The organism is Algimonas arctica (assembly GCF_014652695.1).
Classification (GTDB): Bacteria; Pseudomonadota; Alphaproteobacteria; order Caulobacterales; family Maricaulaceae; genus Litorimonas; species Litorimonas arctica.
This window is the reverse complement of record NZ_BMZH01000003.1, coordinates 267,744-290,032: the sequence shown is the minus strand read 5'-3', so window position 1 is coordinate 290,032 and position 22,289 is coordinate 267,744. Positions and strand designations below refer to the sequence as shown.

The 22,289-nt window shown below is 55.1% G+C and carries 21 protein-coding genes; 13 read left to right on the top strand and 8 right to left on the bottom strand.

Going from position 1 to position 22,289, the window contains the following annotated elements:
• The first annotated feature begins 21 nt into the window (after positions 1-21).
• Positions 22-1,107 (top strand): DUF2855 family protein, encoded by a 1,086-nt coding sequence (locus IE105_RS05585; RefSeq protein ID WP_189496272.1) that lies wholly within the window; start codon positions 22-24, stop codon positions 1,105-1,107.
• Between the two features lie 8 nt (positions 1,108-1,115).
• On the top strand, positions 1,116-1,961 hold the full coding sequence (locus IE105_RS05580) for an enoyl-CoA hydratase-related protein (protein WP_189496270.1): 846 nt from the start codon (positions 1,116-1,118) through the stop codon (positions 1,959-1,961).
• 2 nt (positions 1,962-1,963) lie between these two features.
• On the opposite strand, the gene IE105_RS05575 is transcribed toward IE105_RS05580, so the two are convergent.
• From IE105_RS05575 to IE105_RS05565, 3 genes are all read right to left on the bottom strand, one after another.
• Complete coding sequence (locus IE105_RS05575; RefSeq protein WP_189496268.1) at positions 1,964-2,446, bottom strand: hypothetical protein; 483 nt, start codon at positions 2,444-2,446, stop codon at positions 1,964-1,966.
• 86 nt (positions 2,447-2,532) lie between these two features.
• A complete protein-coding gene (locus IE105_RS05570; protein ID WP_189496266.1) occupies positions 2,533-3,021 on the bottom strand; it encodes a hypothetical protein in 489 nt (162 codons plus the stop codon).
• A gap of 15 nt (positions 3,022-3,036) precedes the next feature.
• Positions 3,037-3,660 (bottom strand): class I SAM-dependent methyltransferase, encoded by a 624-nt coding sequence (locus tag IE105_RS05565; protein ID WP_189496264.1) that lies wholly within the window; start codon positions 3,658-3,660, stop codon positions 3,037-3,039.
• 117 nt (positions 3,661-3,777) lie between these two features.
• Between IE105_RS05565 and IE105_RS05560 the strand changes: the two genes are divergently transcribed.
• Complete coding sequence (locus tag IE105_RS05560; RefSeq protein WP_189496262.1) at positions 3,778-4,752, top strand: carbon-nitrogen hydrolase family protein; 975 nt, start codon at positions 3,778-3,780, stop codon at positions 4,750-4,752.
• 24 nt (positions 4,753-4,776) lie between these two features.
• On the opposite strand, the gene IE105_RS05555 is transcribed toward IE105_RS05560, so the two are convergent.
• Together IE105_RS05555 and IE105_RS05550 are read right to left on the bottom strand one after the other, a co-directional pair.
• Positions 4,777-6,498, bottom strand: a complete 1,722-nt coding sequence (locus IE105_RS05555; protein WP_189496260.1) for a carboxylesterase/lipase family protein — start codon at positions 6,496-6,498, stop codon at positions 4,777-4,779.
• A 67-nt stretch (positions 6,499-6,565) separates the two neighbouring features.
• Positions 6,566-7,204 (bottom strand): MarC family protein, encoded by a 639-nt coding sequence (locus tag IE105_RS05550; protein ID WP_233354002.1) that lies wholly within the window; start codon positions 7,202-7,204, stop codon positions 6,566-6,568.
• An 89-nt stretch (positions 7,205-7,293) separates the two neighbouring features.
• Between IE105_RS05550 and IE105_RS05545 the strand changes: the two genes are divergently transcribed.
• The 5 genes from IE105_RS05545 to IE105_RS15645 all read left to right on the top strand — a co-directional run bounded on the left by IE105_RS05545 (position 7,294) and on the right by IE105_RS15645 (position 10,809).
• The gene (locus IE105_RS05545; protein ID WP_189496258.1) at positions 7,294-9,294 is read left to right on the top strand and encodes a S9 family peptidase; all 2,001 of its coding nucleotides are present in this window, start codon (positions 7,294-7,296) and stop codon (positions 9,292-9,294) included.
• Between the two features lie 124 nt (positions 9,295-9,418).
• A complete protein-coding gene (locus IE105_RS05540) occupies positions 9,419-10,261 on the top strand; it encodes an SPFH domain-containing protein (RefSeq protein WP_189496387.1) in 843 nt (280 codons plus the stop codon).
• Positions 10,262-10,267: 6 nt separating this feature from the next.
• Positions 10,268-10,468: a type II toxin-antitoxin system antitoxin gene (locus tag IE105_RS05535; RefSeq protein ID WP_189496256.1), complete on the top strand. Its 201-nt coding sequence runs from the start codon at positions 10,268-10,270 to the stop codon at positions 10,466-10,468.
• Complete coding sequence (locus tag IE105_RS05530) at positions 10,458-10,631, top strand: DUF4177 domain-containing protein (protein WP_189496254.1); 174 nt, start codon at positions 10,458-10,460, stop codon at positions 10,629-10,631. The genes IE105_RS05535 and IE105_RS05530 overlap by 11 nt, the downstream gene beginning before the upstream one ends.
• Before the next feature lies 1 nt (position 10,632).
• A complete protein-coding gene (locus IE105_RS15645; protein ID WP_373299049.1) occupies positions 10,633-10,809 on the top strand; it encodes a DUF4177 domain-containing protein in 177 nt (58 codons plus the stop codon).
• Between the two features lie 46 nt (positions 10,810-10,855).
• On the opposite strand, the gene IE105_RS05520 is transcribed toward IE105_RS15645, so the two are convergent.
• Both IE105_RS05520 and IE105_RS05515 read right to left on the bottom strand, forming a co-directional pair.
• Positions 10,856-11,356: a YybH family protein gene (locus IE105_RS05520; RefSeq protein WP_189496250.1), complete on the bottom strand. Its 501-nt coding sequence runs from the start codon at positions 11,354-11,356 to the stop codon at positions 10,856-10,858.
• Between the two features lie 158 nt (positions 11,357-11,514).
• The gene (locus IE105_RS05515) at positions 11,515-12,663 is read right to left on the bottom strand and encodes a glycosyltransferase family 4 protein (RefSeq protein WP_189496248.1); all 1,149 of its coding nucleotides are present in this window, start codon (positions 12,661-12,663) and stop codon (positions 11,515-11,517) included.
• A gap of 686 nt (positions 12,664-13,349) precedes the next feature.
• Between IE105_RS05515 and IE105_RS05510 the strand changes: the two genes are divergently transcribed.
• The 5 genes from IE105_RS05510 to IE105_RS05490 all read left to right on the top strand — a co-directional run bounded on the left by IE105_RS05510 (position 13,350) and on the right by IE105_RS05490 (position 20,794).
• Entirely contained in the window at positions 13,350-15,215 is a 1,866-nt protein-coding gene (locus IE105_RS05510) for a ribonucleoside-diphosphate reductase subunit alpha (RefSeq protein ID WP_373299051.1), read from the top strand.
• 339 nt (positions 15,216-15,554) lie between these two features.
• Positions 15,555-16,304 carry a hypothetical protein gene (locus tag IE105_RS05505; protein ID WP_189496246.1) on the top strand — a complete coding sequence of 250 codons (750 nt, stop codon included), beginning with the start codon at positions 15,555-15,557 and terminating at the stop codon, positions 16,302-16,304.
• A gap of 123 nt (positions 16,305-16,427) precedes the next feature.
• A complete protein-coding gene (pgi, locus tag IE105_RS05500) occupies positions 16,428-17,978 on the top strand; it encodes a glucose-6-phosphate isomerase (RefSeq protein WP_189496244.1) in 1,551 nt (516 codons plus the stop codon).
• Positions 17,979-18,020: 42 nt separating this feature from the next.
• Positions 18,021-18,470: a response regulator gene (locus tag IE105_RS05495; protein WP_189496242.1), complete on the top strand. Its 450-nt coding sequence runs from the start codon at positions 18,021-18,023 to the stop codon at positions 18,468-18,470.
• Between the two features lie 125 nt (positions 18,471-18,595).
• Positions 18,596-20,794, top strand: coding sequence for a S46 family peptidase (locus IE105_RS05490; protein WP_189496240.1), 2,199 nt, complete (start codon positions 18,596-18,598; stop codon positions 20,792-20,794).
• 58 nt (positions 20,795-20,852) lie between these two features.
• On the opposite strand, the gene IE105_RS05485 is transcribed toward IE105_RS05490, so the two are convergent.
• Positions 20,853-22,286 (bottom strand): AMP nucleosidase, encoded by a 1,434-nt coding sequence (locus tag IE105_RS05485; protein WP_189496238.1) that lies wholly within the window; start codon positions 22,284-22,286, stop codon positions 20,853-20,855.
• Between the last annotated feature and the right edge of the window lie 3 nt (positions 22,287-22,289).

The window sequence follows — 22,289 nt, the reverse complement described above, 5'->3', positions numbered from 1 at the left end:
GATACTAAACTAAGAGGTCCCATGCATACTCTACTCGTTAACCGGACAGACCCGGCAGATATCACGCTGTTAAAAACGGACGCGGCCCCCGTACATGCGGGGGAGGTCCGCATGTCGATTGATAGTTTTGCCATCACGGCCAATAATGTGACCTACATGGTGTTCGGCGACCAGATTGGCTATTGGCACTATTTCAATCCGCAGGCTTATGGCTACGGCGAAGACCATCAGGGGCGGATGCCAGTCTGGGGTTTTGCCACCGTAACAGAATCCAAATGCGATGATGTGCCTGTCGGCACCGAAGTCTATGGTTTCCTGCCGATTGCCGATGAAATCGTCGTCAAGCCAGGTAAAATCACGCCGCAAGGGTTTCAGGATGTTGCGGATCACCGCGCGCCGCTCCACCCCGTTTACAACGGCTATTCCTACACGGCAGCGGACCCGTCTTACACTGTCCAAAAGGCGCTCCAGCCCGTGCTGCGCCCGCTCTTTATGACCAGCTTTCTGATTGATGACTTCCTCGCCAGCGAAAAGTTTTTCGGCGCGGAACGGGTCATCCTCACCAGCGCGTCATCTAAAACAGCGCTCGGCACGGCCTATTGTTTGAAACAGCGCGGCGATGTCGAAGTTGTCGGCCTGACGTCCAAAGGCAATAAAGCGTTTGTTGAAAGCACGGGCTATTACGACTCTGTCGCGACGTATGACATGATCGAAGGCCTCGACAGGGCCGCCTCTGTCATCGTTGATATGGCGGGCAATGGCGCGCTTTTGACGCGGCTATACGCCCACCTGCGCGACAATGTGAAATACGGCTGCGCCGTCGGGAAATCACATTACCAAGGCGACGCGGCACCGAAGCCGGATGAAGGCGCGCCGATGAAAATGTTCTTCGCGCCGGATTACGCGAAATCCCGCATCGCGGAATGGGGCGGCGCGGCCTTTGCGTCCAAGCTGGCCGAGCGCTGGATTCCGTTCTTGGGCGACGCGGCGGAGTGGATGACGGTGGGTGAGCCGGCCGGCGTTGAGGCGATGCTGACCACCTATAAGGACTTGCTCAACGGCAAGACTGATCCGACGCAAGCCGCGCTCTTCACGCTCAAAACTTAAGGGTCATCATGTCTTACGAATGTTTCGACGTCTCAATTGACGCGGGCGTCGCCCATATCCGGCTGTCCCGCCCTGAAAAACGCAATGCGATGAGCCCGTCCTTTTGGGCGGACCTCCCTGAAATCGTGCGTGATATTGACGACAACGCCAAAGCGCGCGTGATTGTGATTTCTGCGGATACGACAGGCGAGCGGCCGATTTTCTCTGCGGGGATTGATGTGTCGATGTTTGGCACGAGTGATGTGTCCGGCAATGATAAAAACCATCCGCAACATGGCGCGAATTTCTATCAGAATGTGCTGCGCTTGCAGGAGAGTTTTAATGCGCTGGAAAACTGCCGCATTCCGGTTATCGCGGCCATTCATGGCGGCTGTATCGGCGGCGGCGTCGATTTGATTGCGGCCTGTGACATGCGTTTCGGCACACAAGAGGCTTTCATTACGATTTACGAAATTAATGTCGGGATGACGGCGGATGTCGGAACCTTCCCACGTATCCTCAACCATATGCCCGAAGGCGTGGTGCGTGAGCTGGCCTATACAGGCCGCCGCATGGCGGCAGATGAATGTGAACGGCGCGGATTGTTCAATACGGTCTACGCGACCGATGCCGAGATGATGGATGCCGTGATGGAGATGGCGCGTGATATTGCGTCCAAGCCGCCACTGGCGATTTATGGCTGCAAACGGATCATCACCTATTCGCGCGATCACAGTACGGCCGATGCGCTCGACCAAATCGCGGTCTGGAACATGTCGATGCTGATCCCCGGGGAAATGATGGAGGCCATGGGCGCCAAGGCGCAAAAGCGCCCCGGCAAGTTTATGGATCTGCCTAAATTAAAGCAGAGTTAGATTTAGTCGCGCTTGTAAGTGATTTCCGCGCCAGACTCGTTCTCGCGGACCACGAGCGTATCTTTATCCAGCGAAACGATGGTCGAGCTGGATGTTGGCACTTGCATCATGCTGGCTTGGATCAATTCTGCAATTTGAATGGCTTGAGCGGTGTCACCAACGGCCGTCACTGTTCCGCTGGTCAATGTTTCCGTGAGAGCATTGCCGGCAAGGACATAGGTGGTGTTGCCCTTAATGCGAAAGGCGTTGATCTCAGCCGGCATCGTCGTGATGGTCATCAACGCTTCGCCTTCTGACGTGCCGTCTTCATCATATTCAAGTTCACCCTCTGAAATGATCACAGTTTGACCGTCTTGGGTAATTGTGACCGGCGCGGTTTGATCCCACTCACCGAGCAAAAGCTCCGCTTGGGTTTTGGGCGCGCCCCCGCCACAGGCGGACAAAATTGTCGCGGAAGCGAAAGCGGCGAGAGCGAAATTACGCATAATAAAAACCTATAATATATTTCAGGGTTCGGACTGCACTGGTGTAAGCTAATTATGCTCAACTCGGGTCAAAGTTCCAAATAGGCTCACGGCGGGGTCAATTGTTTCCGATAAGTTAGATTTGTCCCTGAATCCGCGTCGAGCAGGACGAGCGTCGTGTCATCAATTTGCTCAATGATCAGGCGTCCGGGCGGGCTGGCGCGGTATTCGTCGGCCAGAGCAGCGGCGAGCGCATCTCCTTGCGGCGTGGAAATATCCGGCCTCACGGTGACGTCGTTCAAAGTGCGGATGAGGATGGTTTCTTGCAAAGTCCACAGGACGTCCGCGTTAATGGTGAAGCGCTCTGGAATGCCGTTGTTTTCTGTCAGGGTCATGATCGCTGTGAAGTCGGACGTGCCGTCCGGCGCGTAGGTGATGACCGCCTTTTCAACGAGTAACGTCTCTCCGGCTTGTGTCGGGCCTTCTTGCAGCCATGTACCGTACAACAGGGTCTCATCCGGCCCGATATCAGCGCTACAGGCGGCCAGGGCGAAGCCGAAAAGAAAAAGGGCGAGTGTTCGGAAAGTTCGTGTCATGGTTTTGCGTTCGCCCTATTCGCTGCTTCGTATCGCAGCGCCCCAATAATTGTAGCTGAGGACTTTCGGTCCCGGAATGTACATTTCTTCCAGACGTGCAAGTTTCAGGCCCGCCTGATCAAATAGGGCCGGAATATCGCGTCCCGTATGGCACCCGCCCGCCAGCCGTTTCCAGATCGGATCAATCCGTTGTTGCCAACGTGCGACGCCGAGGTCTGGCGCGCGGCCATGTTCGGTAAACAGGATTTCCCCGCCAGGCCGCAGAATGCGCCCCATTTCGCGCAGGGCGGCGACGGGATCAGGAATGGTGCAAAGCGCATAGGTCACAACCACAGTGTCGGCGCTGGCGTCGTCCAACGGCAAGGTTTCGCCGGAGAGCCCCAATCGTTCGACCGGAAAATCACAGGCGGTGGCGCGCTCGGCGGCCTTTTCCCAGATGGCATCATCCGGGTCGATGCCGGTGACGCGCGTGACTTTGCTGGCATCATAATGCGGGAGGTTTAAGCCCGACCCGATACCTATTTCGACGACTTCGCCCCTCGCTTGCGGGATGATTTTTTGGCGTTGTTTATCAATCGGCTTGCTGCCGCAGGCCAGATCGAGAACTACTGGTAATATCGTTGTATTGTAAAACCCCATCCTGTTCGCGTAGCGGGATTATGCGGTGTGTCTAGTCCGTCGCGTCTTTCACCTTCGCATCAAACACTGGCATAAAGTTGAATTCCCGTCGGGCTCAAAGTGATCTAAGCGGGGGCCATGTCAGAACTGAAACATCCCACTTCGTCTCACCTTCGCGTCGCGGTCGCGCAACTTGCGCCCGCCTTTCTCGATCGCGCCGAAGGGACCCGGCGCGTTATCACCGCAATTGCGGAGGCCACGGCACAAAAGGCGGATTTGATTTGTTTTCCTGAAACCTATCTACCGGGCTACCCGTTTTGGTTGTCAGGCGGTGACGGCGCGCAATTTGACGATGACCGGAATAAGCGATTGTTTGCGCATTATTCAGATCAAGCCGTCACAATTGAGGACGGCCATCTCACCTCGATTTGTGAGGCGCTCCGCGCGGCGAAGATGGCCGCGTGGCTCGGCATCGTCGAACGGCCTCGGGATCGGTCCGGCCACTCGCTCTACTGTTCCTATGTCTATATTGACGCGCAAGGCGAGATCCAATCGGTCCACCGCAAGCTGCAACCTACGTATGAAGAACGGTTGGTTTGGTCGCCGGGCGATGGCCACGGTTTGGTCACGCACCGCATTGGCGCGTTTACGACGGGCGGACTGAACTGTTGGGAAAACTGGATGCCATTACCGCGCGCGGCGCTCTATGCGCAGGGCGAAGATCTGCATGTGGCGGGATGGCCGGGGAACCTCAAAAACACCGAGAATTTAACGCCGGTTCTGGCGAGGGAAGGGCGGTCCTATGTGGTCAGTGTATGCGGCGTGATGCGCGCGTCTGATGTGCGGGATGACATGCCGGATGCCGCGTTCGTGCGGGATGCCCTTGGCGACATGCCTGCAAATGGGGGATCGTGCGTTTGTGCCCCGGATGGGTCGTTCTTAATGGCGCCGTGGGTTGGCGAGACAGGCGTTCGCACGGTCGAAATCGATCCCGCCCGCGTGCGTGAGGAACGCCAGAACTTTGATCCCAGCGGTCATTACTCCCGTCCGGACGTGACGAAACTCAGCGTCAACCGAACCCGGCAAACCATTGCCGACTTTAACGACGTTTAAGCGGTCGGGCCGCCCTCATTGGGCTTATTCGTTTAAAACCGTTGGCGCTGTCGTTTGGGCGGTCGCTTGGGTTGCGGCCAAGGCGTCAAGCTTCAGCGCCAATCCTTCCGAGAGACTATCGAGTTTTTTGCGGCGCACACCTGTCTCCACCTCTGCGATGGGGCGTCCCGTATTGGCAGAGAAATGCATCCAGCTTTCGCCCGCATGTTGCGGCCACTCAGACAGATCGGACCCGTTCGGATTGCCCGTCTTGGCGAAATTAGCCCAGTAATCGACCATCATGTCTGTCAGGGTGGCATCATCATCGCTAACGCCCAGCACTTCTTCGTGACTCCCAAATACGAAAGGGATCTCGGCGGCATGAAACGCGCCGACCGTTTGTTTATCGGACGGTGGCACGCGGGAGAAGAAATAGGTCCAGCTTGGCGCACCCGTTTCGGCCGTCGCGCGCGCGGCCATGCGAACATTGGCGCCGAAAATTTCGTCACCCATCATTTGGGTCCCGCCAGACGTGAAATCTGCGTCCAAACCATAAAGGTCGACAAGGGTGCTCGCTTGCGTCGGATAGGGCTCGCTCAGGGTGGTGACAATCGCGTCGCGCGATCCCGGGGCCATATTTTCCAACCAGACAGAGGGTTGGGGGTCAGTCGGGAAGAATAAGGTGCCTTCGTCGGAATTATAGCCGGCGATCATCGGTACGCTATTAATTTGTCCGGACTGGAACGCGTGACCCACATTTAGCGGGAAGACAACACCGTCGCGAACATGGTGAAATCCGTCGGCCATTTCCTCCGTAATCACGGCTTGGATGTCGCTCGCCGGAAGTGCGCGCAGGTCTGACGCGCTCGGGTTATCCAGATTCAGCGCATCGGCCACTTTCACGCCTGTCACATGTCCGGAGGGCCAACCAACACCCTCACCGTCCAGCTGTGCCAGATGATATGTCGACGCGCCAGATTGAAGGATTGCGCCGTGGAACAAACCCTTGGCTAGCGGCGAGCTCATTAATTCCGTCACCGACCATGCACCCGCGCTCTCGCCAAAAATGGTCACGCGGTCCGGGTTGCCGCCATAGGCTGCGATATTATCGCGGACCCATTCCAGCGCCGCGATCTGGTCCAGCGTCCCGTAATTGCCGGAGACCCCGCGCGGATCATCGGCGGATAAGGCCGGGTGAGCCATATAGCCAAAGGCCCCGAGACGGTAATTGATCGTGACAAGGACGACGCCTTCTTCGGCCAGCGCGTCAGCTTGGTAATAGTCAAAATCGCTGGATCCGAATTGGTGACCGCCACCATGGATCCAGACCATAACGGGGGCGTCCTTGGCTTCTGTGGCTGTCCGCACATTCAAATAAAGGCAGTCTTCGCTCACGGGCGGTGGGTCCATCGCCGCGACAAGCCGTTTGATTGCAAAACTCTTGACCGCCGAGAGGCCGTGCCCGTCAATAAGGCGCGCGAAGAACCCACCTTCCACATCTGTGGCTTGCATGCAGCGTGTGCCGAATTGATCGGCTTGGCGAACATCGGTCCAAGTCGGCGCAGCGGCGGGCGGCGCCCAGCGCAAGTCACCCACCGGGGCCGCAGCATAAGGAAGGCCCTGATAGGACGCAATATCGGCGTTATCCGGGGACAGGATCCCTTGCACAGACCCTTGGGGCGTTTGCAAAATATCTGTTGGGCTCGGCGGGGCCGAGGAACAGGCGGCCAAAATGAGAGCGGAAGAGAGTAAAAGAAGAGTGCGCATCCGGTCGTTATGACCGGATGGCGTCACAGGTCAAATCAGCCCTCTGATTAAGACGAGTAGGGCTGTGTTAAAACAAGGCGCCTTGAACACCGTCGAGGACGAATTGCGCGGCCAAAGTGGCCAAAAGCACACCCAAAACCCGGGTCAGCACATTGGTGAAGGTCTTGCCCATCAGCTTGATCAACCCGCCTGCGAGCAGAAAGCTAACCAGCGTAATGATCAGGACTAAGACCAGCGCTACCATGACGGCGATTTCGCCAGAGCGGTCTGATTGGTTCCCCATCATCAGAAGGAGCGACGCCATTGTGCCTGGACCGGCAATCATTGGAATACCCATCGGGAAGACGGAAATGTCTTCGGGGTTTTCGATTTCCTCAAGATAATCTTCGGCGCGATCTTCGCGTGATTCTGTGCGCTTCTCGAACACCATATTCAGGCCGATAATGAACAGCATGATGCCGCCGGCAATCCGTAACGCATCCAGACTGATACCCAGTTTAGAGAACAACCATTCACCGACGAAAGCAAAGCCGATCAGGATGATGGCGGCAACGCCAACGCTCTTATAGGCCATGGTCCGTTGATGGGATTTAGACGTACCTTGCGTTAGTGTCGCAAAAATTGGCGCGCAGCCGGGCGGGTCAACAATCACGAACAGCGTCATGAAAGCAGAAATGAAGACAGTCATGTCGAACCAAGCGGACATGGGCGGCCCATAGTCTGGCGTTTTGATCCGAGCAAGCCTAGTGACCCGCCACTCTTGCATGGCTGCCCTGTTCGTGCTGCAAGTCTTTTATGACTTATCGCGCGCTGCTCTCTCTGTCCGTTTTGCTAGCGGCCTGTTCCGCTGAGGTCTCGCCCCCCAGCAGTGACGCGCCGCTTGCGCCGCTCACCTTTATGGCGCCGGAAAGCTCTGACGCCGATTATGATAGTCCGGTTGCGCCCTATGTGCTCGCGCGCGGGGCGGGGCCGTCGGCGCTGTCTCCGGACGGGACGGTCATCGCAACGCGGCTGTCGCTAACCGGGGATCGCCAGCTCTACGTCATGGATGCAACCGCTGATGATCCGCAGTCCACGCTCACGCAGATCACCTTCGGCTCCGGCATAACCTTCTTCGATTTTTCCCCGACGGGCGCGCTGATCTACGGCTCTGACAATAATGGCGACGAGCGGGAAAATTACTGGATGACCGCGCTGGACGCGAAAGCAGACTATGGCTGGAGTGAGCCTCACTTGATTTTGCCGGCGACGGATCAGGGGTTTCGTCAATTTGGCGGTTTCACGGGCGACGGAAGCACGATGGTTTATAGCTCGACTGAACGCAACGGCGCGGACTTCGATATATATAAAGCTGACGTGGCCACGGGCGTCGCGACGCTGGTCTATGAAGGCGTGCTCGGCAATTATGTCCAAGCCGTCGCGCCGGACGGTTCTACCGCGATTATTAGTGAAGCGGTTGGTGAGGATAGTGACAAACTGTTCGTGCTGGATTTAGCGACGGGCGTGCGGACCGTGCTGTCCGACCCGACGCCGCGCGCGAACCATACGGATGCGGGGGTGGAGTATATTGCGCCCCCTTTGATGCCTGAGTTTGAAAACAGCCTTATTCAATTCGCGTCGAATAAGTTTGGAGAATATAAGACGCTTTTTCGGACCGGAACTAAACCTATCGACAATGTTGAGGCAGGACTGGTTTGGGAGGAAGAGCAATCCATCGATATTGATCATCTTAGGCAGTGCGGTGATATCTCCGTTAGAGTTTTTAACGATAATGGCTTCTCGTCAATTTTGTTACCTGAACCGGAGCTGGGGGCGTCCGTAAAAGATTTGCCGCGTGGAGTTTATTCAATCGACTGTAATGAAGAGCATTTGCTGGTCAGAGTGAGTGCACCAAACATTCCTAGCGATCTCTATCTAGTTGATCTCGAAACATTCGAGTCCGTCAGCGTCTTCACCTCCGATTATGAAGGTCTTGACCCTGCATCGCTCATCATGCCGGAATCTATCCGCTTACCTGCCCGCGACGGCGTAGAAGTCCAAGGTCTGCTCTACCTCCCCACGCCTCCCCCAACAATCGACATCAACCCTAAACCGTCCCCGTCTTTGCCGCCCGTCGTCTTCATGGTCCACGGCGGGCCGACGGGGCAGTCGCGGCCTAGCTGGAACGGAACGGTGCAATATCTCCTCTCGCGCGGGATTGCGGTGTTCCAACCCAATGTGCGCGGGTCGACCGGATTTGGGCGGACTTACGTCACACTGGACGATCAGAAAAAGCGCCTCGATAGCGTTCGTGACCTTGTCGATATGCTGGCCTATTTGGAAACAGACGGACGCGTCGATACATCTCGCGCGGCTGTGATGGGCGGGTCTTATGGCGGCTATATGGTCAATGCGGTGTTGGCCGATTATCCGGACGCCTTTGATGCGGGCGTAGCATTATTCGGTGTCGGCGATTGGGTCACGGCTCTCGAGGTCGCCAGTCCGGGCCTGAAAGCTTCTGACATTATTGAGTATGGTGATATCACCGATCCGGCGTGGCGGGTGTTTTATGAAGAGATTTCGCCCATCTCCAAAGCCGATAATATCCGCGTGCCCGTGTTCTATTCCCACGGCGCGATGGACCCGCGTATCGATGTGCATGAGACCGAAGTCATGGTCCGGGCGCTTAGAGGCAATGGCATCCGCGCGGACTACGTTTTGATCCCCGACGAAGGGCACGGATGGCGCAAATTATCCAACCGCCTTTACTATGAACGGGTGCAAGCGGACTTCCTCGAAGAGGTTTTGGGCGAATAACGTGCTAAAAATTTCCAACTAAATCAGCTCGCTACCCTGTTAGCGCGCTTTTTCATCTCGACAAACGATAAATAGATATCATATTGATATCACAATTGATGAAAAGGAGAGGCGTATGTCAGAGATTAGAGAGCAAGACACGGGGTCCATTGGGGGTATTCCAGTTGTGCTAGTGGCGGTCATCTTGGTTGCGGCGGGCGTGGCCGGACTCATTCTCGGGTTTGGGCCACTCTGCATCGGGCTAATCGTTATCGGCGCCATCCTGTTCGCGGGCCTCTACACGGTCGCGCCGAACCAATCGGCTGTGCTGTCGCTCTTCGGCAAATATATCGGAACGGTGGATCAGACAGGTCTGCGCTGGAACAATATTTTCTATACGAAGAAGAAAATCTCCAAACGTGTCCGCAACTTTGAGAGTGGTAAGTTGAAGGTCAATGAGCTGGATGGCTCGCCGATCGAAATCGCGGCTATCGTTGTGTGGGAAGTGTCTGATTCCGCTGAAGCCGTGTTCAACGTCGATAGCTATGAAAGCTTCGTGCAAATCCAAAGCGAATCCGCGATCCGCGCAATGGCAACCAGCTATCCTTACGATCAACACACGGACGACCAGATTTCCTTGCGCTCGCATCCTGACGAAATTTCCGAACGGTTGCGTCACGAAATTCAGGAACGCCTCGCCAAAGCGGGCATCCACGTGATCGAAAGCCGGATTTCGCATTTGGCTTACGCGCCGGAAATTGCGGGCGCGATGTTGCAACGCCAACAAGCTGGCGCGATTATCGCCGCCCGGAAACAGATCGTTCAAGGCGCCGTCGGCATTGTCGAAGACGCACTGGTTGAGTTGAAAGAGAAGGGTCTTGTCGACCTTGATCCGGAACGCCGCGCGATGATGGTGTCTAACCTGCTGGTTGTGCTCTGTTCTGACAAGGCGACGCAGCCTGTCGTGAACACTGGCAGCCTCTACTAGCGGGCCATGGCTGACAAGAAGTCATATCCCTTACGGATCAGCGCGCCAGTGCTCGATGCCATGCGCCGCTGGTCCGATGATGAGCTGCGCTCGCTGAATGCGCAGATCGAATATGTCCTGCGCGATGCGCTGCGCAAAAGCGGGCGACTGAATGCCAGCGCGAAGTCGGATGACGACCCGAAAGAGGAAGAGACAGATGAAACGTAAATGGGAATATCAAATCGTCGAAGGCGGCAAAGGCATGAGCGGCGGCTCCATCCGCGATGCCAGCACAGACATCCTCAACCGCCTCGGGCTCGACGGATGGGAATGCTACGCCATCAATAATAATACCATGCCGACGGTCTTTTACTTAAAGCGGGAGCGATAAGATGCGATTTGAATATAAGGTGATTACGATGAAATCCCGTGGAATGGGCCTGAGCACGGAGAAAGCCGACACCGCGTTTACCGAGCAATTGAATCAAGAGGGGTTGTTGGGGTGGAACCTCGTCAATGTTATGCCCTACGGTGCTAGCGTGAGAGCGTTTTTGAAACGAGAGAAATAGAGCGTACGGGAATGACTGGATTGCGGGGCAGGCTCAAAACAGAGCTTTAGTCTAAACTGGAAAATGGGCAGGACGTCTGCAGGTCGCTGCCCATAGCCGCATCAGAATTGAAAATATCGGAGGCAATCAGCCACGTACCGTCGGCCTGTTCTTTACGGATTTCGAGAAACTTGCCAACGTCGACGCCAAAACTGCCGTCGCCATACGGAATAAAGACGCAGGACCGGCCCCTGACATAGGCCACGGACCCAAGACCACTTATCTCTTGGATATCAAAGGCGATACGAAACCCACTTTCATTGTCAGCTTCCCATGCGGCAATCGCGTCGCGTCCGCGGACGACGGGACTATTGGGCGGCATCATGGTCGCGTCCGGCGTGAAGAGGGATGCCAGTGTTTTCCAATCATTTTGATTATAGGTTTGAGCCCATTTTTTTGAGGATTCGGTTATGGCGTCTCGATCATCGTTTGAGAGCGCGGGTGGATTTGATTGACAGGCCGTAAGCCCCATCAAAAGTAACCCGATAAAAAAAGGTCTTCGCGTCATGGTAATTGTTATTCCGCCTCAAACAGTGCCTAATATCCGACAGTGTTCGTGATTGAGTGAGATAACACAAGTTATAAACCGCGTTGGCACCCTGTCGTCAGCTCGAATTAACGGCCTAAGGGTGGACTGCAGGTTGGCGGAAAATACGGGCGGGGGCGCTACCGTCGCACGCTTTTGCCGCGGAGGGTCCGCCATAATTTCCGCATCTCCCGCCGGATAATATGCATGGGTGAGCTGGCGATCTTGACCATCCTGCGCACACGTCTCCAGCGTCGACGCGCGATGGGTTCATATTCGGGTGTCAGATAGTCAAAGAAAATATCCGTCGCGGCATCCCAACTATAGGCGAGCGCATGTTTACGGGCGTCTTCGCGTGACAACTCCAACGCTGATAGGCTGGCCGTCCTCAGATCCTCATCAATAATGCCGGCGCCAGAATCCGGGATAATGTCGATCGGGCCGCTGACTGGATACGCCGCGACGGGCGTCCCGGAGGCCATCGCTTCGATAATGACAAGGCCAAACGTATCTGTCTTGGAAGGGAAGACGAAGACGTCAGCATCGGCGAAGTGTCGCGCAAGGTCTTCGCCAAATTTGGACCCGGTAAAACGAATGTCGGGATAGCGTTTTTTCAACGTGTCCATTTGTGGTCCGTCGCCAACAACGACCTTGGTGCCCGGAAGATCAAGATCAAGAAAGGCCTCGATATTTTTTTCTACAGAGACGCGCCCAACATTAACAAAAATCGGCCGCGTTAAACCCGCATAGACGTCGTCTGGCGCGGTCCGCTTGTTAGGGTGGAATAGGTCCGTATCCACGCCGCGCGCCCAAACGCCTAATCCCGTAAACCCTTTGCTGACCAAAAACGACGCCATGCTCGGCGTTGTCACCATCGTGCGTCCGCCTTGATTATGGAAATCACGGACAAATTTATAGGTCAGCGACATCGGTATGAAGGGGACACGGGCTTTGATATATTCCGGGAATTTCGTGTGATAACTGGTCGTAAACGGCATGCCCCAGCGCAGACAGAGCGAACGCGCGGCTTGGCCCAAGGGACCTTCGGTCGCGATATGGACGGCTTCGGGTCCAAACCGCGCCATGCGTTGCTCGACGTCTCGTTTCGCAAAAAGCGCAAGGCGTATGTCTGGATAGGTCGGGAGTGGCAAAGTCCAGTACCCATCGGATGGGGCGATGACCTCCACCGTGTGACCGCGTTCGCGCAAATGGGTGATGGTCGTATCAAGGGTGCGGACCACGCCGTTCATCTGCGGGTGCCAAGCATCGGTAACGAGCAGAATTTTCATGAGGGTTGCGGGCTCCGGTCGAGTTCCCTGAGTGTCGCGGACCGCGGAACCACGGGGTTGGCGTGCAGTATGGAAAGTGTGTGCGTGATAGAGGCTGTTGTGCGCTCTAGATAGAGCAAAGTCTGAGCCGTGATTCGAGGCCGGGGTAAAGACAGGGTCATAATATTGGCTTTGTTGACGCAGTTCCTATGTTTTGGGGGACTATAAGCGGGGTCTATTGAGCCGCACGGATAGGATCGTTCCGCAGGCGGGATGGTTATACCGAGTCATACACAATCAGACACGGCTGAGCCCCTTTCATTTCGCTTTCGATTCTTTCAAAAAGTTCAAAGACTTACCGTTCGAATCAATAGTGATCGATATGACGTGCCGATGACAAGAAGGCGAAAACTTTGTCGTGAAACCAAGGCGTTAACGACTTGTTCACCATCTACGCGCACGAGGAACGACACTAGGTGTTGACGAGTTGGGTAGGCTGACCACTATATGTAGTTAAGAAGTGACCTGCTTCGTTTTCATTGCTTTAACGAAAGCGCCCGTTTTATTGTCGGGTTGCAGGGTCATTTGGGTCTTAAAGGGCTGGTAACGCCAGGGAAGAGAACGCTGTGATGATGAGTGAAGACGAATTTGGAAAAGACCTGGATGTGGCCGAGCTGGATCATGCGACGGAGACTGCTGAGCAGCTCATGCAAGCGGTGATCAACCCCAAAGGCGGTGATTCACGCAAGCGCCAGAAACCCAAAGCCGCTAAAAATCTGCGGAATATTCGGGCGCCGAAGCAGGACCGCTCACGCGATGCGTTGTTGACGGACTTTGGCAAGAAAACACTGGTTGATCGCTACTTACTGCCCGGTGAGTCCTATCAGGATATGTTTTCCCGTGTCGCTGTCGCCTATGCCGATGACGATGCCCATGCACAGCGGCTCTATGATTACATGTCCCAGCTCTGGTTCATGCCAGCGACGCCTGTGCTGTCCAATGGCGGGGCGGGGCGTGGTCTGCCGATTAGCTGTTTCCTCAACGCCGTTGACGATAGCTTGGAAAGTATCGTCACCACATGGAACGAAAATGTCTGGCTGGCGTCCAATGGCGGCGGGATCGGCACCTATTGGGGCGCTGTGCGCTCCATTGGTGAAAAGATCGGTCGGGCCGGCAAAACATCCGGTATCATTCCTTTCATCCGCGTGATGGACAGCCTGACACTCGCAATCAGCCAAGGATCACTGCGTCGCGGCTCGGCGGCTGTCTATCTCGACATCCACCATCCAGAAATCGAAGAGTTTTTGGAAATTCGGAAGCCGTCTGGCGATTTCAACCGTAAATCGCTCAACTTGCACCACGGGATCAATATCACCGATGAATTCATGGAAGCTGTCCGCGATGGCGAAGAGTTTTCGCTGATAAGCCCGGCGTCTGGTGAGGTTATGCGGACGGTTGATGCGCGCGCTTTGTGGCAAAAAATTATTGAGATGCGCCTGCAAACAGGGGAGCCGTATATGATCTTCTCTGACACGGTGAACCGTCAGCTCGCCGAACATCAACGCGCTGTCGGCCTTAAGGTGCAGCAATCGAATTTATGTGCTGAGATTATGCTGGCCACGGGTCGGGATCAATTTGACCGGGAACGCACAGCGGTTTGTTGTCTGTCGTCCGTCAATGCGGAAACATTCGATGCGTGGAAAAATGTCGACGGCTTTATCGAAGACATTATGCGCTGCCTCGACAATGTATTGCAGGACTTCATCGACCGCGCCCCGGAAGGCATGAGCGACGCGGTTTATGCCGCCATGCGCGAACGCTCCGTTGGCCTCGGCTTAATGGGCTTTCACAGCTTGTTGCAGAAAAAAGGCGTCGCGTTTGAAAGTGCGATGGCCAAGTCCCTGAATATGCGCCTGTTCAACCATATCCGGTCTGGCGCAAACGCAGCCTCTATCAAGCTCGCCGAAGAGCGCGGGGCCTGTCCTGATGCCGCCGATCAAGGCATCATGGAGCGGTTCTCGCACAAGATGGCGGTTGCGCCGACGGCGTCAATCTCGATCATTTGCGGCGGTACGTCCGCGGGTATTGAGCCCATTCCGGGCAATATTTACACTCACAAGACGCTGTCTGGCTCCTTCACAGTTCGCAATGCGCTCTTGGAAGAAGTGCTGGAGGCTAAAGGGAAGAATACAGACGGTATCTGGGCGACTATTTTGGAAAATGAAGGCTCAGTGGCGCATCTCGAGTGCTTGGACGCCCATGAGAAAGATGTGTTCAAGACAGCGTTTGAAATCGACCAGCGCTGGGTGATTGAGCATGCTGCCGACCGCGCGCCGCTTATCTGTCAGGCGCAGTCGCTCAACATTTTCCTGCCCGGTAATGTGGATAAATGGGACTTGCATATGCTGCATTGGCAGGCGTGGGAAAAAGGCGTGAAATCGCTTTACTATTGCCGTTCTAAATCGATGCAGCGTGCGGGCTTTGCGGGCTCTGATAATACGAAATCTGAAATGGAAGTGGCAATGGAAGCGGCGGCCCCAACAGATTATGAGGAATGTATCGCCTGCCAATAAGGCCCATTCCCCCTTAAAATCACTCGTTTGGGCGAGTTAGAATAGAATATTAACCCTATATAAGGTTCGGAGTACGCTCCGAGCCTTTTTTTGCGTATAATTAAGAAAGCCGTGACATGATTGCCACAATTTAGTGCCAATCACAGGTGATAAGTGAAACGGAACGATTCTTGCAGTTGCAAGGATACGAGTTTTTGAGGCAATAATAGGAACCATTCAGGTTCGAAAGAGTATGAAATGAGCTGAGACAATAAATTTAGTGTCTCATGATTGAACAAAGGATTGATGATGTTGGCTGATTCCAGCCATCGCAGGGCCGCAAAAAAGGCTCAAAAGACGGTGCGCCGCACTGTTTCCTTTACTTGTACCCTATTGGCATCAATCGCATTCGCAACTGCGGCGCATTCCCAAGATACAAAAGATGATCTGGATTTAAGCACAATTCAGCTGCCGAAAGCGTCATCGAGCCGCGACGCGTCGGGCCTTTCGTACAATTTGCCAACGGGCCCGTCTCGGGCCTTAGACGATCTCACGACCCTTTCCACATTTGGCTTAGATATGCCGACAATCGATTTGCCGATTGATGCGATTGGGTCGACCCTCTTTAAACTTGATGTGTCTGATCCAGATTGCCTGTCTGGGGCGGGACGTTGTGAACGTCGCACTGACCGTCTCTCGTTGGGCCTGTCCGAATATATCACGGCCAAAAAAGACGGGGGCATCGATTTTGTGCTGCGTCCGCGCGCCAGCTTCCGCTTTGATGATGACAGCAGCTCGGCCATTGTCGGCGCTGTTGTTGAAATCGGCGAAGATTTGCGGCGTGGCTCTGATATTAAGACGAATACGTGGTATCTCTTTGCGGGCGCTGACGCCGAAGCATTGACCTATTCACCGGACGGCATGCGGCAATTGTCCTCAGGCCGGTTTCATTTACAGGACCGGATCATTGTCGGCGATGCGCAAGCGGGACTCGGTTACCGGATTGGGGATGCTGACGTGTCGCTCTCTTATTTGCGCCGGGAAGCGAATGCTGAAGGGTTCAGCTATAATGAAGACGCTGCCGCGCTCTCCTTTACGTGGAAACGCTAGACTGACCTTGTCTGAGTGTGAGATCGCCTCTCGCGACGCATAATCCGGTCATCTGCTATATACTGAGTGTTATGCGATCTCTGAACGCTTGAACATTTTGTAAGGCTTGCCCATAGGCAAGGCATGACATTTGATGATCTTAAGGCGCGTGCGGCGTCGACCGACAATATCGCTGACCTCTTCATTTCTGAGCCCGATAGATTGAGCCGAATGGCCCATCGTATCGGCCCGATCCGAGCGGATTTTTCCAAACAGCGCGTCAGTCTCGACGATCTGGAGGCCTTGCTCGCCTTGGCGGATGCGAAACATGTCAAAGAATGGCGCGCAAAACTATTCGCAGGCGAACCGATCAATGTGTCGGAGGGACGGGCCGTGATGCACACAGCCCTGCGCGGTGTTGGCGGTGAGGCCGTTGCCGACGAAGTAACCGCCATGCGCGCGCGTATCGCAGTATTTTCTAACGACATCCGTGCTTCAGGTAAGTTTGACGATATTGTCCATATTGGTATTGGCGGATCGGATCTGGGGCCGCGTCTGGTGGCGGACGGATTTGCCGCGACTTTGACGGCGAGCCCGCGTTTGCATTTCGCCAATAATGTTGACGGCGCCTCGGTCAATGACGCGCTGGCGGGACTCGACCCTAAGCGCACGCTGGTCATAGTGGTCTCGAAGAGCTTCGGCACACAAGAAACAAAGATGAACGCAGAGTCTGTGCGGGACTGGTTGGCGCAGGCCGGATGTTCGCCCAGAGATCATGTCCTAGCGGTATCGGCCAACCGGGACCGGGCCATCGCGTTTGGCATTCATTCTGACAATATTTTTGACTTTTGGGATTGGGTCGGCGGACGATATTCAGTCTGGTCCGCTGTCGGCCTGTCATTGGCTATCGCGTATGGACCTGATGCGTTTTCGCAAATGCTAGACGGGGCGGCGGCTATGGACCGCCATTTCCGTGATGCCCCGCTTAAACAGAATATCCCCGTTCTTATGGCCTTGATCGGCGTCTGGAACAGGAACGCGCTCGGGTATGACAGTTTGGCTGTCATTCCTTATAGTCGGCGTTTGCGTAAGTTTTCGGCCTTCCTCCAGCAGCTCGAAATGGAAAGCAACGGCAAGTCCTTTGGGCGTGATGGCAAACCCGCAGGTCTAACCTGTCCGGTCATTTGGGGTGATGAGGGTACGAATGGGCAGCACGCATTCTTTCAGTGGTTACACCAAGGGACTGGCCCGAACGGACGGGGTGGCGCACCCGTTGATTTTGTCGCTGTTCTGGCCGATCACGAAGGTCGCCCAGAACATCACCGCGCGCTGCTGGCCAATTGTTTTGCCCAAAGTAAAGCGCTGATGATGGGCAAATCAGAAGCGGTCGTTCGCAAGGAAAATTCAGACCGCGCCGATATTGACAGTCTTGCACCACAAAAAATGTTTCCGGGCAATCGTCCGTCAACAACATTGACGCTGGATGAACTGACGCCGTCGGCCATTGGCTACCTTATCGCGCTATACGAACATAAAGCCTTTGTTCAGGGCGTATTATGGGGCGTTAATAGTTTTGACCAATGGGGTGTCGAGCTTGGTAAAGTGCTGGCGGACACCATCCTGACAGAATTAGAGCGCCGTGAAATTGGCGATCATGACCCCTCGACGAAGGCTCTCATTCGTCTAGCCTGTTAACCTATGTTATTGAGTTCTTCGTGAAATCGGTTAAGATTTCTTATGACAAACAACATAACGGTGGCGCGAAATGCGCCATCAACGCTGCCTCCAGCTTTGCGCAGCTCCTCTTCATTCGGCCCGATTTTTTCCGGTGATGTTTTAATTGTCGAAGATAATTTTATCATCGCGATGGATGTCGAGGAAGTCGTGACTGAGCTTGGCGCCTCCACAGTTCACATGGCGAAATGCTGTGATGAAGCATTGGACATCATCGATCAAGTAGCGCTGAGCGCTGCGATTCTTGATTTCACGCTTGAGGACGGAACGTCTGAGCGTGTTGCGGATGCGTTGGTCGCACGGGGCGTGCCCTTTATCTTCGCCACAGGCTATAGCGATGCGAGCCTCTTTCCCGTGCGCTATCAGGCCTACCCTATTTTGACAAAACCCTATTCACGCCACGACATTGTCGCGATGTTCCAAACCAACAGTCCTGCAGTGAGTCCTCTGTAACGCGTTTTAACGGCGAGGCCGCGAATTCGGGGCATAGAGTTTCGTCTCTCGGGACTTCTAGTTCTTGTTACTCTCCTGTTTGTCTGATTAACGCGGGTCCAGAACATTCGACAGGAGACACCTTCATGCGCCAATCCCTTAAAGCGACACATTTGCTGGCCAGCTCACTGCTGGCCTTGGGTCTTGCCTACAGCCTTCCGGCGACCGCCGTGGAAGGCATGTTTACCCCCGACCAACTGCCAGAAATTGCAAAAGATCTGCGTAAAAAAGGTCTGAAGATGAAACCCGAACAAATCTCGGATTTGACGGGCTTTCCAATGGGCGCAGTCGTGTCACTGGGAGGATGCAGCGCGTCTTTCGTCTCGCCACAAGGTCTTGTCGTGACAAACCATCACTGCGCCTATGGCTCGATCCAATATAATTCGACGGAAGAGAATAATTATCTCGAAGAGGGTTTCCTCGCCGCAAATTTTGAGGCTGAGCTGCCGGCCGCTCCGGGCTCGCGAGTCTATGTCACCGTTGATGTTGATGATGTGACGGCTGACATCACGGGCGGATTGTCTGATACGCTAGTGGGCGAATCCCGCTACGCTGCGATTGATAGCGCGCGTAAATCCATCGTCGCGGAGTGTGAAGAGGATGAAGGCCATCGTTGCAATGTCGCGTCCTTCTATGGCGGCTTGCAATATAAACTCATCAAAAGTCTGGAAATAAAAGACGTCCGTCTGGTCTATGCGCCTGCGGGCCCGATCGGCAAATTTGGTGGCGACATCGATAACTGGATGTGGCCCCGTCACACGGGAGATTTTTCCTTCTACCGGGCCTATGTTTCCCCGGATGGCGAGTCCGCCGATTATAGCGAAGACAATGTCCCGTTCACACCCGCCCACACGCTGAAAGTGTCTGCTGCGGGACTCGATGACGGCGATTTTGTCATGGTCGCGGGTTATCCGGGCCGCACGTCCCGCTACACGCGCTTAGCCGAGGTCGAGAACACCTTTAGCTGGCGCTATCCGACCGACGAGACACGGATGCGAAACTGGATTGCGGCAATCGAAGGCGCGTCAGAGCCGGGCAGCGATGCGCGGATCAAATATGAATCCCGTCTCGCCGGCATTAACAATTATATGAAAAACCTTGGCGGTCAGATGGAAGGCGCGCGCCGCGTCGGCCTTGTGGAGCGTCGGGCAGAGCGCGAGGCCGCGTTAAATGCGTGGATCGCGGCGGAAGCCCCGGACGCGGGTTACGCCGAAGCGCTCGTCGCTCTGGACGCGCTCAGTGCTGAGCGCGCACAGGAACAACGCTCGTCCTATTGGTATAATAACGCCACCCGTCCGCAGCTTTTAGGCGTTGCACAGCGCCTCTATCGCCTGTCGCATGAACAGCTGAAAGACAATGTAGATCGCGAAAGCGGTTATCAGGACCGTGACATGGGCCGTATGAAGCAATCCATGACGGCGATGGATCGCCGTTATGACGCGGCTGTCGACAAAGCCGAATGGATGATGTTCCTGCGCGGTTATCTGGCGCAGCCAAAATCTGGACGTGTGGCTGAGTTGGATATGGCTATGGGTCTGACAGACGATATGAGCGACGCCGCCCTGTCCGCCACCCTCGATCGTTACTATGCCTCGACAGTGCTGGGTAATCTCGACACGCGCCTGTCACTGATGGACGCAACGCCTGACGAACTGAAAGCGAGCGCAGATCCATTTATGCGTCTCGCCGTCGCGCTCTATGATTATGTGCGTCAGCAAGAAGCCGCGTCCAAGGACCGGGCGGGCCGTTTGGCTATGCTTCAGCCCAAATATATGGAAGCGATCATTGCGTGGCAAAAGGATCAGGGCTTCACCGCCTATCCGGACGCGAACTCCACGCTACGCGTGACCTATGGCAATGTCATGGGCGGGTCGCCGAGGGACGGGATGCGTTATGATCCTTTCACGACGCTGGAAGGGATCACCGCAAAAGAGACGGGCGAAGATCCGTTCAACTCTCCACAATCGCAACTCGATCTGATCGCGACGCAGGATTATGGGCGGTATGCGCTTGATTCCATTGGGTCCGTGCCGGTCAACTTTTTGACGGACCTTGACTCAACAGGCGGCAACTCCGGCTCGGCGACGCTGAATGCGCGCGGTGAGCTGGTTGGGCTCTTGTTTGACGGCACGATTGAAAGCGTGAATTCGGATTGGGATTTTGATCCGCGTACGGTGCGTTCGATCCATGTCGATAGCCGCTACATGCTCTGGGTTATGGAGAAGGTCGACAATGCCGATCGCCTGCTCGAAGAAATGGACATAGTCAACGCGCGTGGCCGGTAAGACCGGTCAACAGACTTAAATGAAAAAGCCGCCCGGCATGACCCGGGCGGCTTTTTCTTTATCGGAAGAGCGGCTCGTCAAAGCTACGCAGTTTACGCGAATGGAGAGTTCCAGCATCTGACTCTTCGCGCAAAATATCGATCGCGCGCAGGCCGATCTGTAGATGTTGCCCGACGCGTTCCTGATAAAAGGCATCGGCCATGCCCGGCAATTTGATCTCGCCGTGCAATGGACGATCCGACGCGCAGAGCAAGGTCCCGTAAGGGACACGGTAGCGGTAGCCATTGGCGGCAATTGTGGCGGATTCCATGTCGATCGCAATCGCGCGCGACTTGTTCAAATCAACGGCATAGTCTTCAAATGCCAGCTCCCAGTTGCGATCATCGGTGGTCACAACTGTGCCCGTGCGAAGCAAATCTTTAAGGTCTGCCGCGGTTGCGCCCGTTTCAAGGCGAACTGCTTTGCTCAACGACAATTGGACTTCAGCAAGTGTCGGCAAAGGAATATGCGGCGGGAGCACGTGATCCAAAACCTTGTCCTTGCGTAAATAAGCATGGGCCAGAACATAGTCCCCCAACCGTTGTGTGCGCCGTAGGGCGCCGCAGTGACCGATCATCAACCAAACATGGGGGCGAAGCACAGCGACATGGTCGGTGATGGTTTTCGCGTTAGAGGGTCCGACGCCAATGTTGATTAATGTGACGCCTCGGTGCTTTTCCCGAACAAGGTGATAGGCGGGCATTTGCGGCACTTTGGCGATAGGATCGCAGGACGGAATGCCATCAGCGCCGGTTATGCGGCCACCCGGCTCAACCAGATGGGTGGCGCGTCCGGCTTTTACTTCCTCGAGCGCCCATACGATGAACTCATCGACATAGCGCTGATAATTCGTGAACAGGATGAAATCCTGAAAGTTCTCGGGTTTGGTCGCGGTATAATGGCGAATGCGATGCAGAGAGTAATCGACCCGCTCGGCTGTAAACAGCGCTAGTGGCATATCTGTATTGCGGTCCAAAATTTGGCGGCCATCCACAATATGGTCGTTCGTCGCAACAAGGTTCGGTGTATAAAAATAAGTCGGAAGCGCTTGCCGCGTTTCGAGGTCAAGACCCGCTGTCGCCGCTTCAAGGGCAAAATTAAGCGGGATTGGGCTGTCGGACAAACCGACATGCACTTTGGCCGAAAATTGTTTCAGCACTTTTGCAATCTGTTTTTCCAAATAGGGACGGAACAGTTGAGGCTGCGTAATGGTGGTGCTGAATTCATGGCGGGTAGCGACACGCCCCAACGCCAAATTACTGGTCATTACCGCTTCTTCGGCGGGAATAGAGACGTTGAGTTGGGGGTAGACGGCGTGGACGGAATCTAAATTCTCGACATGACCCGCCGCATAAGCATCAAACCGTGTCCGCAGCAGCCCAACCTGCTGGTCGTACAGGTCGACTAATTGGTCGACGATATCACTCGGGTGAATTTGCTGAATATCGGTCATGAT

Coding starts and splice junctions, on each gene's coding strand:
- IE105_RS05585 (WP_189496272.1), top strand. CDS start 22: ATGCATACTCTACTCGTTAACCGGACAGACCCGGCAGATATCACGCTG.
- IE105_RS05580 (WP_189496270.1), top strand. CDS start 1,116: ATGTCTTACGAATGTTTCGACGTCTCAATTGACGCGGGCGTCGCCCAT.
- IE105_RS05575 (WP_189496268.1), bottom strand. CDS start 2,446: ATGCGTAATTTCGCTCTCGCCGCTTTCGCTTCCGCGACAATTTTGTCC.
- IE105_RS05570 (WP_189496266.1), bottom strand. CDS start 3,021: ATGACACGAACTTTCCGAACACTCGCCCTTTTTCTTTTCGGCTTCGCC.
- IE105_RS05565 (WP_189496264.1), bottom strand. CDS start 3,660: ATGGGGTTTTACAATACAACGATATTACCAGTAGTTCTCGATCTGGCC.
- IE105_RS05560 (WP_189496262.1), top strand. CDS start 3,778: ATGTCAGAACTGAAACATCCCACTTCGTCTCACCTTCGCGTCGCGGTC.
- IE105_RS05555 (WP_189496260.1), bottom strand. CDS start 6,498: ATGCGCACTCTTCTTTTACTCTCTTCCGCTCTCATTTTGGCCGCCTGT.
- IE105_RS05550 (WP_233354002.1), bottom strand. CDS start 7,204: ATGTCCGCTTGGTTCGACATGACTGTCTTCATTTCTGCTTTCATGACG.
- IE105_RS05545 (WP_189496258.1), top strand. CDS start 7,294: ATGACTTATCGCGCGCTGCTCTCTCTGTCCGTTTTGCTAGCGGCCTGT.
- IE105_RS05535 (WP_189496256.1), top strand. CDS start 10,268: ATGGCTGACAAGAAGTCATATCCCTTACGGATCAGCGCGCCAGTGCTC.
- IE105_RS05530 (WP_189496254.1), top strand. CDS start 10,458: ATGAAACGTAAATGGGAATATCAAATCGTCGAAGGCGGCAAAGGCATG.
- IE105_RS15645 (WP_373299049.1), top strand. CDS start 10,633: ATGCGATTTGAATATAAGGTGATTACGATGAAATCCCGTGGAATGGGC.
- IE105_RS05520 (WP_189496250.1), bottom strand. CDS start 11,356: ATGACGCGAAGACCTTTTTTTATCGGGTTACTTTTGATGGGGCTTACG.
- IE105_RS05515 (WP_189496248.1), bottom strand. CDS start 12,663: ATGAAAATTCTGCTCGTTACCGATGCTTGGCACCCGCAGATGAACGGC.
- IE105_RS05510 (WP_373299051.1), top strand. CDS start 13,350: ATGCAAGCGGTGATCAACCCCAAAGGCGGTGATTCACGCAAGCGCCAG.
- pgi (WP_189496244.1), top strand. CDS start 16,428: ATGACATTTGATGATCTTAAGGCGCGTGCGGCGTCGACCGACAATATC.
- IE105_RS05495 (WP_189496242.1), top strand. CDS start 18,021: ATGACAAACAACATAACGGTGGCGCGAAATGCGCCATCAACGCTGCCT.
- IE105_RS05490 (WP_189496240.1), top strand. CDS start 18,596: ATGCGCCAATCCCTTAAAGCGACACATTTGCTGGCCAGCTCACTGCTG.
- IE105_RS05485 (WP_189496238.1), bottom strand. CDS start 22,286: ATGACCGATATTCAGCAAATTCACCCGAGTGATATCGTCGACCAATTA.